This is a genomic window from Flavobacterium sp. ov086 (assembly GCF_900187965.1).
Classification (GTDB): Bacteria; Bacteroidota; Bacteroidia; order Flavobacteriales; family Flavobacteriaceae; genus Flavobacterium.
Genome location: NZ_FZNL01000023.1, coordinates 52,530 through 64,544, shown reverse-complemented (window position 1 = coordinate 64,544; position 12,015 = coordinate 52,530). Strand labels below are relative to the sequence as shown.

General features: G+C 33.4%; 12 protein-coding genes. 4 read left to right on the top strand and 8 right to left on the bottom strand.

The annotated features are described in order from the left end of the window. Window positions 1-141: 141 nt before the first annotated feature. Entirely contained in the window at window positions 142-696 is a 555-nt protein-coding gene (locus tag CHB81_RS21260; protein ID WP_089353846.1) for a thioredoxin family protein, read from the bottom strand. Between the two features lie 203 nt (window positions 697-899). Next, window positions 900-1,793 (bottom strand): alpha/beta fold hydrolase, encoded by an 894-nt coding sequence (locus CHB81_RS21255; RefSeq protein WP_089353893.1) that lies wholly within the window; start codon window positions 1,791-1,793, stop codon window positions 900-902. A 136-nt stretch (window positions 1,794-1,929) separates the two neighbouring features. Here CHB81_RS21255 and CHB81_RS21250 point away from each other — a divergent pair, with 136 nt between their 5' ends. Continuing rightward, window positions 1,930-2,265, top strand: a complete 336-nt coding sequence (locus CHB81_RS21250; protein WP_089353845.1) for a tRNA-binding protein — start codon at window positions 1,930-1,932, stop codon at window positions 2,263-2,265. 286 nt (window positions 2,266-2,551) lie between these two features. Here CHB81_RS21250 and CHB81_RS21245 read toward each other — a convergent pair whose 3' ends face one another. From CHB81_RS21245 to CHB81_RS21235, 3 genes are all read right to left on the bottom strand, one after another. Further along, complete coding sequence (locus CHB81_RS21245) at window positions 2,552-3,097, bottom strand: alpha/beta hydrolase (RefSeq protein ID WP_089353844.1); 546 nt, start codon at window positions 3,095-3,097, stop codon at window positions 2,552-2,554. Between the two features lie 156 nt (window positions 3,098-3,253). Further along, entirely contained in the window at window positions 3,254-3,622 is a 369-nt protein-coding gene (locus CHB81_RS21240; protein ID WP_017495419.1) for a PUR family DNA/RNA-binding protein, read from the bottom strand. Window positions 3,623-3,691: 69 nt separating this feature from the next. Then, a complete protein-coding gene (locus CHB81_RS21235; protein WP_089353843.1) occupies window positions 3,692-5,470 on the bottom strand; it encodes an ABC transporter ATP-binding protein in 1,779 nt (592 codons plus the stop codon). A gap of 203 nt (window positions 5,471-5,673) precedes the next feature. Here CHB81_RS21235 and CHB81_RS21230 point away from each other — a divergent pair, with 203 nt between their 5' ends. The 3 genes from CHB81_RS21230 (at window position 5,674) to yajC (ending at window position 8,315) form a co-directional block, all read left to right on the top strand. After that, the gene (locus tag CHB81_RS21230) at window positions 5,674-6,780 is read left to right on the top strand and encodes a Glu/Leu/Phe/Val dehydrogenase (protein WP_089353842.1); all 1,107 of its coding nucleotides are present in this window, start codon (window positions 5,674-5,676) and stop codon (window positions 6,778-6,780) included. Window positions 6,781-7,033: 253 nt separating this feature from the next. Then, window positions 7,034-7,945 carry a transcription antitermination factor NusB gene (gene nusB / locus CHB81_RS21225; protein ID WP_089353892.1) on the top strand — a complete coding sequence of 304 codons (912 nt, stop codon included), beginning with the start codon at window positions 7,034-7,036 and terminating at the stop codon, window positions 7,943-7,945. Window positions 7,946-8,039: 94 nt separating this feature from the next. After that, the gene (gene yajC / locus CHB81_RS21220) at window positions 8,040-8,315 is read left to right on the top strand and encodes a preprotein translocase subunit YajC (protein WP_089353841.1); all 276 of its coding nucleotides are present in this window, start codon (window positions 8,040-8,042) and stop codon (window positions 8,313-8,315) included. 373 nt (window positions 8,316-8,688) lie between these two features. On the opposite strand, the gene CHB81_RS21215 is transcribed toward yajC, so the two are convergent. From CHB81_RS21215 to CHB81_RS21205, 3 genes are all read right to left on the bottom strand, one after another. Next, window positions 8,689-9,279, bottom strand: coding sequence for a YdeI family protein (locus tag CHB81_RS21215; protein ID WP_089353891.1), 591 nt, complete (start codon window positions 9,277-9,279; stop codon window positions 8,689-8,691). 1 nt (window position 9,280) lies between these two features. Further along, complete coding sequence (pepT, locus tag CHB81_RS21210) at window positions 9,281-10,558, bottom strand: peptidase T (RefSeq protein WP_089353840.1); 1,278 nt, start codon at window positions 10,556-10,558, stop codon at window positions 9,281-9,283. A gap of 269 nt (window positions 10,559-10,827) precedes the next feature. Continuing rightward, window positions 10,828-11,958 carry a formylglycine-generating enzyme family protein gene (locus tag CHB81_RS21205; RefSeq protein WP_089353839.1) on the bottom strand — a complete coding sequence of 377 codons (1,131 nt, stop codon included), beginning with the start codon at window positions 11,956-11,958 and terminating at the stop codon, window positions 10,828-10,830. Window positions 11,959-12,015: the final 57 nt, after the last annotated feature.

Genomic DNA, 12,015 nt, shown 5'->3' with positions numbered 1-12,015 from the left:
TGTGAAATAAATACAGCAGTAAGTGGTTTTCTCGTAAGAGAAAACAACAACATAGAAACTGTAAATATAAGTATAGTGCTCACAATGAGAATTTTTATTAATCTGCAAAGATAGGAAAAGTTTTCGGAAAACCTAAGAACTTTATTTCCATTTGATGTTACAGCCAATACTTGGTTTCTGAATTTCGTTCAGACTTCTATTGTAAATCAGGCCATCAATCGCACTTCGAAGATCACTTCCGCTTAGCGGAATTCCATTTCCTGGTCTCGAATCATCAAGCTGACCACGGTAAAATAAGCGATCCTGACTGTCAAATAAATAAAAATCCGGAGTGCAAGCTGCTTCATAAGCTTTTGCAACTTCCTGAGTTTCGTCAAACAAATAAGGAAAATCGATTTTGTTCTGGAAAGCAAATTCCGTCATTAATTCCGGAGAATCCTGCGGATATTTTACAACATCATTACTTGAAATAGCAACAACACCAATTCCCTGAACACGATAATCATTGGCAATCATTACAATTTCCCTAATCACATGAAGCACAAACGGACAATGATTACATATAAAAATTACAAGTGTACCTTTTGAACCCCTTAAATCTTCAAACGAATATTCATTATTAGAATTAGTGTCTTTTAGTTTGAAGTCCGGAGCAATTGTTCCAAGCGGAATCATATTTGAAGGTGTGCGTGCCATTTTACAGAATATTAGTTACTCAAAAATAACTTTAAAATTCTGTAAAAGAAAGGGTATAGCGGTAATTATTATTAAGTACCTGTTTTATTGGTGGGTTTTAGCTTTTACCACAGATTTTATTGATTTTGGCAGATTGAAATTTCCGTATTTAAGAGAATACGGAAATCTTTATAATCATAAAAGGCTGTGACATTTTGAATTATTTAAGCATTCAAAAATTCTAATAAGTCTTTGTTTAGTTTGTCTTTGTGGGTATAAAATAAGCCATGCGGAGCGCCTTCATACACGATATAGGTGTTTTCACGAATAGCTTTAGCCGCTTTTTTTGAAGTAAGTTCGATAGGAACAATTTTATCGTCGTCGCCATGAATTATTAAAGTCGGAACTTTTATTGAATCCAGGTCGGCTCTAAAATCTGTAAACGAAAAAGATTCGGCACATTTTAAAGTAGCTCGGGGAGAAGCAAAGGAACACAACGTTCTGTAATATTCTAATAATGGAGTACTCAATGGTCTGTTGATGATGTTGATTCCGAAGAAAGTCTTTCCAAAATTATCCATAAATCCTATACGGTCCGTTTTAATTGCATTTGCGGTATTTTCGCTTTTTTCTTTTGGATGACCGTCAGGATTATCATTGGTTTGCAATAAAAAAGGAACTATTGAAGAAATTAAAACTGCTTTTATAACGCCTTTTCCACTATAACGGCTAAAGTAGCGAACAACCTCTCCGCCTCCCATGGAGAAACCTACAAGAGTTGCATTTTCTAGTTGAAGCAGCTCGATAATTTCTTTTAAATCATCGGTTAAAGTATCATAATCATATCCGTCATAAGGCTGTGATGATTTGCCAAATCCACGGCGGTCATAAGCAATTACACGATAATTATTTTGAACCAGAAAATCGATTTGGTATTCCCACATTTCATTAGAAAGTGGCCAGCCATGAATTAAAATTACCGGTTTTCCTTTTCCGTAATCTTTGATATAAAGTTTTACGTTTTTATCTGTTTCAATGTATTTGTCTGTATTTAAATGTTGAATATAAAAGTCAAAATCTCTAAGAGATGAGCTGGTGTTTACAAGACTATTTTCCATTTTGTATATTTTTTTTTGTGTTATTTTCATAAGTTGCTGCGTAAAATTAGAAGCTGCATTAAAAAAACGGTTACAGAATTAGCGGTAATAGTTACAAAATTTATAGGTTTGTAAATGAACAAATATTGAAATAAGAATGGATTTAACCTGGAATGAATTTGAGAGAACCGATATGCGTGTCGGAACCATTATAGATGTAAATGATTTTCCCGAAGCAAGAAAACCTGCCTACCAGCTTACAATTGATTTTGGTGTTGAGATTGGAATCAGAAAATCATCGGCACAAATAACAGTGCATTACAAAAAAGAGGATTTATTAAACCGACAAATTATAGCGGTAGTAAATTTCCCGAGAAAACAAATCGGAAAATTCATGAGCGAATGCTTGGTTCTTGGTGCAATAGGCAAGGAGGGAGATGTTATTTTATTAACTCCTGATTTTAAAATAGAAAATGGACTTAGGATTGGATAGTTTTTTAGTGTTCAGTTTTCAGTTTGCCATGAATGGACACCAATCTACACGAATTCTTTTTAGATTCTAGCTTTGCGAACTTAATTGGCTAAAAACTTTGAAAACTTTGCGTAAAATCTTGGTGAACTTTGCGGTTAATTTTCGCCAAGAATTCACGAATCTGCACGAATTGATTTTTACATCTGGCTTTGTGAACTTAATCAAGCAAAACCTTTGCAAACTTTGCGTAAAACCTTTGTGAACTTAGCGGTTAATTTACGCCCAGACTGAAAACTGCGACTGAAAACTAAGAAATTTTCTCAATTAACTGCTGTAATATCAATTGTCCTTCTTCCCAATATTTTAAATCAGAATCTGAGTTGATGTGTCCTTGCTGTCCGACATTTACAAAATCGCTTCCCCATTTTTCTGCAAAATATTGTTTTCTTTCGAAGGAAGCATAAGGATCATTTTCGCTTGCTACAACGATCGACGGAAAAGGTAATTTTGAAGTTGGAATTGGTGAAAAATTCCTAATAGATTCTGGTGTGTGTTGAGGTGAATCAACATCGGCAGGAGCTACCAGTAATGCGCCAACAATATTTTTGTTAGTATTAGCTTCAGCCCAATGTAATACGAGTGAAACGGCTAAGCTATGTGCAACCAGAATAGTTGGCTGATTGAGTTTAGAAACTTCTTCGTTTAATCTTGCTAGCCATTCTTCACGAATAGGTTCGTCCCAATTGTCCTGAACCAATCGAATTGAATTTTCGAATTTTTTATGCCAAAAGGTTTGCCAGTGTTTTTCGCCGGAATTTCCTAGCCCGGGTAATATTAAAATTTGTGTTTCCATTGCCGTGGATTTTATTTAGTGATTAATTTTTTAGAGGAATGTAGTTATGTTTTAGAATTGTCGTCTAAAAAAGCCCTTTTTGCATTTTTAAATATATAAAAAAAGTCCAAAATGCGGGACATATTGGACTTGTACTTTTAAAAAAGTTATTTTCGACTAAATATCGTCAAAATCAATATCAGTAAAACTAGTTCTTTGACCTTCAGGTTTATCAGAACCGTATTCTTTTTTGAAATCTTTTTGGTGTCTTTCAGAAATTACTTCTTCGCCTTTGTGGTTCAAGACATATGAAGTCATTTCTTCTAGTATTTCGGCAAAAGCACTAAAATCTTCTTTGTACAAGTAAATTTTGTGTTTTTTAAAATGAAAAGAACCATCTTCTTCAGTAAATTTTTTACTTTCTGTAATCGTGATATAATAATCGTCAGCTTTAGTAGCTCTCACATCAAAGAAATAAGTTCTTCTTCCTGCTCGTAATACTTTAGAAAAAATCTCTTCTTTTTCTAACATGTCATTTTCTCTCATAATACGTTCTATCATTTTTTGGAATTAATAGTACTCAAAAATCATAAAAATTTATCGATTACGCAACAATTAAAGTAATTCTTTTTCCGAAAGTTGTTTTAAATATAACGATGAATAATAGCCTTCCTGATTTATTAATTGATTATGAGAGCCTTGTTGAATGATCCTGCCGTCTTCAAGAATGATTATCTTATCAGCATTTTTAGCAGATGAGACACGATGGCTTACTATTATTGTAGTCTTATCTTTACATATTTCAAATAAATTGCTCAAAATTGTTTCTTCCGTTTCAGTATCTACCGCAGACAAGCAATCGTCGAAAAGTAAAATTGCAGGGTTTTTAATAATCGCACGCGCAATAGATACACGCTGCTTTTGCCCGCCGGAAAGTGTGATTCCTCTTTCACCTAAAATGGTATCATATTGTTTGTTGAAAGCGATGATATTGTCATGAACCACAGCGCTTTTGGCAGCTTCTATTACTTCATCATCTGTTGCATTTTGATTGCCAAATTTGATGTTATTTTTAATGGTATCCGAGAATAAAAAAGCATCCTGAGGCACAATTCCAATGTTGTTTCTTAAGTCATTTAGGTTTAAAGTACTTATTTCGTTTTGGTCAATTGTGATTCTTCCTTCAGTAACATCATATAAACGGGAAATCAATGATAATATTGTAGACTTTCCGGAACCAGTCTTTCCGAGGATTGCTAATGTTTCTCCTTTTTTTACAGTGAAAGTTACATTTTTCAGCGCTTCAATGTTGGTGTCTTCATAAGTATAACTCACATTTTCGAAAGCAATAGACCCTTGAATATCCGAGTGATTTTCATTTTTATTTTCGATTTCAGGTTCAATTTTCAAAAATTCATTCAAACGTTTCTGAGAAGCTTCCGCTTCCTGAACCATAGACGAAACCCATCCTAAGGACGCTACAGGCCAGGTAAGCATGTTTACATATAGAATAAACTCTGCAATTGTGCCAATGTTAGCAATCGTTCCGTTGATGTACATAACACCTCCAAAATAAATTACCACCAAGTTACTAATCCCGATTAAAGCAATCATCAAAGGGCCAAAAAGCGATTGCACTTTGGCAAGATCCAAACTTTTCTTTTTGCTCTCCTCGGCAAGAGCCACCATATTATTCTGATGTTGATTCTCTAAAGAATACGCTTTTATAACACGAATTCCTGAAAATATTTCCTGAGTAAAACTGGAAACTTTCGATAGATATTGCTGGAAAGTGGTGCTTCGTTTATTGATTTCTGAACTCAGTTTAAAAATACAATACGAAAGAATTGGCAATGGTAAAATCGTGTATAAGGTCAATAAAGGCGAAACATTATACATATATATAATAACGATGGCAAAACGGATAAAAGTATTGATGGTGTACATAACTGCCGGACCAACATACATACGAACTTTTGAAACGTCTTCGCTAATACGGTTCATTAAATCTCCGGTACGGTTTTGTTTGTAGAAATTCTGTGAAAGATTCTCGTATTGCTTAAAAACTTCATTTTTTAAATCAAATTCAATATGGCGTGACATTACGATTAAAGTCTGACGCATTAAAAATGTTAAAAAACCTGCTACGATCGTAGTAGCTATGATTAGCAGTACGTTATGAATTAGACCTTCACGATAAGTATCGATAATTACCTGCGATGCCTGATCTGATTTTGGCAGTTTATCAAACTTTTCGATCGCGTTTAAAGACTTGCTAATGAGCTTTGGAGTAAATAAAGAGAAGATTTGTGCGATTATGGTGATTAAAATTCCCAATGAGAAACTATATTTATATTTGATGAAATATTTGTTTAAATAGCTTAATTCTTTCATTTTTTTAAGAGATTCAATGTTGAATTGTTTTGATTTTGTAAATTATTATCAATTAAAAGTAATGGAATGTATAATTTTATCAGAACAAATTGATTGTTATATTGTTATTTTAAAGATAAAAAATTAGCACATGTGTATTTTTTATTTAAGTTTGAGAAGTCTTTTTGACAAATTCATAATTTTAACTAACAAATACTATCGCTATGGATGCAACTTTCGCAACTGGAAAGGAACTTCAAAAAATGGATCCTGTTTTTGGTCAATTATCTTTTGACGATCACGAACAAATTGTTTTTTGCAATGACAAAGATACAGGTTTAAAAGCAATTATTGGTATTCATAATTCGGTTATGGGGCCAGCTTTGGGAGGTACTAGAATGTGGAATTATAATACTGAATGGGAAGCATTAAACGATGTTTTGCGTCTTTCAAGAGGTATGACATACAAATCTGCAATTACTGGGCTTAATATTGGTGGTGGTAAAGCAGTAATTATTGGTGATGCTAAAACGCAAAAAACTCCTGAGTTAATGCGTAAGTTTGGTGAGTTTGTTCATTCTTTGGGAGGTAGATATATCACTGCTGAAGATGTTGGAATGGAAACTAAAGACATGGACACTGTTAGAGATGTAACGCCTTATGTTACGGGTATCTCTGAAGAAAGAGGTGGTTCTGGGAATCCTTCTCCAATAACGGCTTACGGTGTTTATTTAGGAATGAAAGCTGCTGCTAAAAGTCAGTTTGGTACTGATGTTTTAGACGGTAAAAAAGTTTTGGTTCAGGGTATTGGTCACGTTGGTGAAGCTTTGGTTGAGTATTTGACTAAAGAAGGAGCAATCGTTACAATTACTGATATCAACGAAGAAAAATTATATCAGGTAGCTCAAAAATACAATGCAACGATCTATACAGGTGAAGATTTGTATACTGCAGATGTTGATATCTATGCGCCATGTGCAATGGGAGCGATCATTAATGATAATACAGTAGACAAAATTAAGGCTAAAGTTATTGCTGGTGCTGCCAACAATCAATTAGCTGATGAAAATGTTCACGGTCAGAGATTACAAGAAAGAGGTATTTTATATGCACCTGATTTCTTGATCAACGCTGGTGGAATCATCAATGTTTATGCTGAATTAGAGCATTATGGTAAAGCTGAGATCATGTCTAAAACAGAAAATATCTATAATACTACTTTAGAAATTATCGATTATGCTGTGAAAAACGGAATGACTACACATAAAGCTGCTCTTACAATTGCTCAAAATCGTATTGATTTGAGAAAAATTGAAAACAGCAAAAAATAATATTTCTTATTCTTATAAAAAAGCCTGATAATTCAGGTTAGTTTTGAGTCAGAAACTATTCAAAATCACAATAAAAGGCCTGAAAAATCTATAAAAGTATTTTTCAGGCTTTTTAAATTGTAAAAACTTATCAAATTGATATACTTTTTATCACTTTAAATTTTATTATCACCTGTTAAATTCTTATTTTTGCAGACTAATTTTTAAATGTTCTTACAAGGTGGTAAATAGAAGACACATACGCGTTAAAGTAATGCAATCCATTTATGCAATGCATCAAAGCGGTTCTGATAATATGGAAAAAGAAGAGAAATTTCTTTTTTACAGTATTGATAATATTCAGGACTTATATCTTATAATGCTTTCTTCATTGATTGAGATTTGTAAAAAAGAGTCTGTTTTTTTACATCTTTCAAGTAAAAAACATCTTGCAACTGCTGCAGAACGTAATCCGAATGAAAAGTTTGTCAAAAACAAAATTTTTCAACTTCTTGCCGAAAGTAATTCTTTAAGTATTGCTTTAGAAAATCGTAAAATCAACAACTGGTCTTTAAATGATGATTATATCATTTTGCTTTTAAATGATATTAAAGCAAGCGACTTGTATGCAAAATACATGAGCACTACCACAAATACTTTTGAAGAAGACAGACAATTTGTAATTGATTTGTTTGCAGAAGTAATTGTTCCTAACGAAAAATTATATGAGTATTTAGAAGACGATAAGTTAACTTGGGTTGATGATATTCCGGTTGTAAATACACATATTATCAAACAATTGAAAGCAATCAAAACAGAAGATCCTGACGATTTTAGAGTGCCAAAATTGTATAAAGATGTTGAAGATAAAGATTTTGCTAAAGACTTGTTCAGAAGAACAGTTTTAAACGAATCTGTTCTTGCAAAAGAATACGATGATAAAACTCCAAATTGGGACAGCGAAAGGATTGCTGAGATTGATACTATTATCTTGAAAATGGCAATTTGCGAATTTTTAAAATTCCCTTCGATTCCAGTAAAAGTAACTCTTAACGAATATTTAGAAATTGCTAAAGAGTATTCTACACCAAAAAGTAGTATTTTTATCAACGGAATTTTAGATAATCTTGTTAAAGAGCTTACGGCTAATAAAAAGATGATTAAAGTTGGACGTGGGTTAATGTAATTGAGAAGAAATTCCAATTTTTTAATCCCGAAGCTTCTGGACCAAATTCCAAAGAAAACATAAATATTAATAACAAAAATAAAAACTGAATACTATGCAAGATTTATTAAAATTTGCCCCTTATTTACTAATGTTTGTCGTGTTGTATTTCTTCATGATCAGACCACAACAAAAAAGAGCAAAAAACGAAAAAGAATTTGAAAGCGGCCTAAAAGTAGGTGATAAGATAATTACAAAAAGTGGTTTTCACGGTAAAATTGTTGAACTTGCTGAAACAAGTGCAGTAATCGAAACAATGTCTGGAAAATTAAAAATCGAACGTTCAGCTATTTCTATGGAAATGAGCGCTGCTTTGGCTAAAAAAGCGTAATTTTTTTTAGAAATTCCAATAAAATATAAATTCCAAATTCCAATGTATAATTGGAGTTTGGGATTTTTTTTTGTTTTGAAATTAGGCGCATTGTGTGTCTTTGCCTTTACTTTGGATTAGTTTTAAAAAAGAGTAAATTTATTCAAAGGAAAGTAGAGGTGAACTATAAAGTAACCCCAAAGTATGTCATCCCAAGGAGCGAGGGATCTCCGCAAGAAACTCTGTATAGTAATTCTTCAATCTTTGTCGAGTTACTTCGTGAGATTGCTTCGTTCCTCGCAATGACGCGCTTTGTGTAATAAAAAAACCTTTGTCAAAGTTTTAAACTTTGACAAAGGTTTTTGTCCAGAATTGGAATTTAAAAAATTGGAATTTACTTCCTGTATTTATCATTCAATCCAATATTCTCTAAAATCATCGGAATCACTTTTTCGATTCTCGTTAGTTTAGTTTTCTCTTGTTTGGCAGTTTCAATATATTCCAGAAACTCATATTGTTTATATGGAGCGAATTTTTGAAAAGCTTCTGCTAAAGCTGGGTTTTTATCCATTTCTTTTTGAAGAAGTTCAGAAACAATCGCTTCTTTTTTAGTTGCTTTTATGACTTTTCCCTGCTTCTCGTTTTCAATTGCTTCATTGATGTATGCTAAAACTTCTTTTTCGTTTACTTCTTCTTTTGAAGTAAAACGCCATTGACGCAAGGATTTCGTTTTGTCTTCCTGAGCGTTGATTAGTCTCTTTTTCTCGTCTTTTAAGAATACTCCATTCAGAAACCAAATAGCAAAATAGTTTTTGAAACCTCCAATCCCGATAACATTCTTTTTGTCGTAAACATAGATTGGTCCGCCCCATTTTATGGTTTCAATCAGTTCAGTTTTATCAATAATCGATTTAAGGAAAAGAAGTTCTTCTTCCCAATTATTGATTTTGTCCCAAAAATGTTTTTTATCAGAATCAGGTTCCATTTTATTTTTTCTTTGTTGGTTTTTCAGGTACATCAAAAATGCCTGGAATTGCAGTTAATTCGGCAATTTTTACAATAACATCAGTTGCTTTTTGAATACTTTCTGCAGGAACATATTCGTATTTTCCGTGAAAGTTATGTCCACCAGCAAAAATATTCGGGCAAGGTAGTCCCATAAATGATAATTGAGATCCATCAGTTCCGCCACGAATAGGTTTAATGATTGGTTTGATGTTTAATTCTCTCATTGCTTTTTCGGCAATGTCAACAATATGTTTTACAGGAAGTACTTTTTCTTTCATGTTGTAATACTGGTCTTTTACAACGGCAGTTACAATATCTTCGCCAAATTGTTTAGCATATTTCTTGTTGATTTTCTTGGCAATTTTACCAATTAAATCTTTTCTTTTTTCGAATTTAATCTTGTTATGATCGCGAATAATTAATTCTAAAACGGTTTCTTCGATGCTTCCGGTTAAGTGGTGAACGTGAAAAAATCCTTCGTAGCCTTTAGTTTCCTGAGGCGTTTCTCCTTTAGGAAGTTCGTTGATAAAATCGTTCGCAATCAACATCGAATTGATCATTTTTCCTTTGGCATAACCCGGATGAACGCTTTTTCCTTTGAAAGTAATTTTGGCTCCAGCCGCATTAAAATTTTCATATTCTAATTCACCAATCTGGCTTCCGTCCATTGTGTAAGCCCATTGTGCACCAAATTTTTCTACATCAAAATGGTGTGCCCCACGACCAATTTCTTCGTCAGGAGTAAAACCAATTCTGATTTTTCCGTGTTTAATTTCAGGATGCTGAACAAGATATTCCATTGCTGAAACAATCTCTGTAATTCCGGCTTTATCATCGGCACCTAATAGAGTAGTTCCGTCAGTTGTGATGATCGTTTGTCCTTTATATTGTAATAAATCTTTGAAATAATTTGGAGATAAAATAATGTTTTTCTCTGCATTTAAAACAATGTCTTTTCCGTCATAATTTTCGACAATTTGTGGTTTTACATTTGCTCCACTAAAATCCGGCGAAGTATCAAAATGCGACACAAAACCAATTGTTGGTACTTTGTGGTCTACATTACTTGGCAAAGTTGCCATGATGTAAGCTTTGTCGTCTATGGTAACATCAGCCAGGCCAATTGCTTTTAGTTCTTCGACTAATTTATTGGCAAGATTCCATTGTTTTTCTGTGCTGGGAGTAGTTTGTGAATTTGGGTCTGATTCGGTATCAATTGTTACATAACTGATAAAACGATCTATAATATGTTGCATTTGTTTATTTTTTAGCAAATATAAACAATTATTTAGGCGTTTGAGCGATGTAAATTATGGAAATCGGAAAAAATATAGATTGAAAAGTTTGCCACGATTAGAAGGTATTCTGAAAAAAAGTTTGCCACGAATTTCACTAATTTTCACTAATTAATAAGTGTCTAAAAAAAATCCAATTTCACGAATTTACATTCATAAAATTGGATTTATAAGTTATGTATAGTATATTTAATTCGTGCTAATTCGTGAAATTCGTGGCAAAAAAAATATTACTGTACACATCTAAAACCAATATGATTGGCTGGTGATTGATAATCTCCTTTTCCTCTTGTACCTACCATATAACGGGTACAATATTGGTCTGTACATAAAAATGATCCACCACGTTGTACTTTTTTAGGTAAATTAGGTTCTCCCGGATCATAAGAAGATTCAGGACCTCGAGGGTTTTTAGTAACTTGCCCGTTTTCGCTTATCACAGTATAATAATCTGCCGTATACCAATCATTTGTCCATTCCCATACATTTCCTCCAATATCATAAAGTCCATAAGAATTTGCTTCAAATTGTGCAGTAGGAGCGATGCCAATGTAACCGTCCTCGCCTGTATCTCCTTTTTCTATCGGAAAGTGTCCCTGATAAATATTAGCCTGAAATTTTCCTTTAGGTTTTAATGTATTTCCCCAAGCGTATAATTGACCTGTTTTTCCACCACGAGCTGCAAATTCCCATTCAGCTTCTGTTGGTAATCTTTTGCCTGCCCATTTTGCGTAAGCAGCGGCATCATCATATGAAACTTGTACAACAGGATAATTGCCTCTTCCTTTTATAGAGCTGGTTGGGCCTTCAGGATGTCTCCAGTCTGCACCGCCAACATAACTCCACCATTGCATGTAGTTGTTTAGGTTTACATTTGCCGGAGTAGGGGTAAATACGGCCGATCCTGCAATTAGATTTTCTAATGGAGCATCAGGGTAGTCTTCGTGTTTTGGTTTTTTTTCGGCCAATGTTACATAACCGGTGGCTTTTACGAAGGCTTCAAATTGGTCATTTGTAACTTCGGTTTGATCCATATAAAAACCATCTACATAAACTCTGTGTATTGGTGCGGCATCTTTTGTCACGCCTTTTATGCTGCATAAGCTTTCGTCTTCGACATTGCTTCCCATAGAGAATTCTCCACCGGGAATCCAAACCATTCCTTTAGGAGTTTTGCCTGTTGGTTTGTTTTTGTTTTCTATTGTTGGTTTAAACAAAGAAGTTTCTGAAGCGTTTGGAGTTTCGGCACAATCCATTGCAGTCAATTTATCTTTTGGAACTATAAATTTTGTGTAGCCGTAAGCTATTGAAATAATGGAGATTGTAAGTATTGCAAAAATCCAATAGGTCTTATTTTTCATTATGGTTAATTTTAATCGGGTAGAGGTTATTAAATAAGGATAAAGTTAAAAAAATAA

What these genes read in the sequence shown, in the direction of transcription:
- CHB81_RS21240 (WP_017495419.1), bottom strand. Translation starts at nt 3,622, where the DNA reads ATGAGAGAAAATGACATGTTAGAAAAAGAAGAGATTTTTTCTAAAGTA.
- CHB81_RS21255 (WP_089353893.1), bottom strand. Translation starts at nt 1,793, where the DNA reads ATGGAAAATAGTCTTGTAAACACCAGCTCATCTCTTAGAGATTTTGAC.
- CHB81_RS21205 (WP_089353839.1), bottom strand. Translation starts at nt 11,958, where the DNA reads ATGAAAAATAAGACCTATTGGATTTTTGCAATACTTACAATCTCCATT.
- CHB81_RS21235 (WP_089353843.1), bottom strand. Translation starts at nt 5,470, where the DNA reads ATGAAAGAATTAAGCTATTTAAACAAATATTTCATCAAATATAAATAT.
- nusB (WP_089353892.1), top strand. Translation starts at nt 7,034, where the DNA reads ATGCAATCCATTTATGCAATGCATCAAAGCGGTTCTGATAATATGGAA.
- CHB81_RS21245 (WP_089353844.1), bottom strand. Translation starts at nt 3,097, where the DNA reads ATGGAAACACAAATTTTAATATTACCCGGGCTAGGAAATTCCGGCGAA.
- CHB81_RS21230 (WP_089353842.1), top strand. Translation starts at nt 5,674, where the DNA reads ATGGATGCAACTTTCGCAACTGGAAAGGAACTTCAAAAAATGGATCCT.
- CHB81_RS21215 (WP_089353891.1), bottom strand. Translation starts at nt 9,279, where the DNA reads ATGGAACCTGATTCTGATAAAAAACATTTTTGGGACAAAATCAATAAT.
- CHB81_RS21260 (WP_089353846.1), bottom strand. Translation starts at nt 696, where the DNA reads ATGGCACGCACACCTTCAAATATGATTCCGCTTGGAACAATTGCTCCG.
- yajC (WP_089353841.1), top strand. Translation starts at nt 8,040, where the DNA reads ATGCAAGATTTATTAAAATTTGCCCCTTATTTACTAATGTTTGTCGTG.
- CHB81_RS21250 (WP_089353845.1), top strand. Translation starts at nt 1,930, where the DNA reads ATGGATTTAACCTGGAATGAATTTGAGAGAACCGATATGCGTGTCGGA.
- pepT (WP_089353840.1), bottom strand. Translation starts at nt 10,558, where the DNA reads ATGCAACATATTATAGATCGTTTTATCAGTTATGTAACAATTGATACC.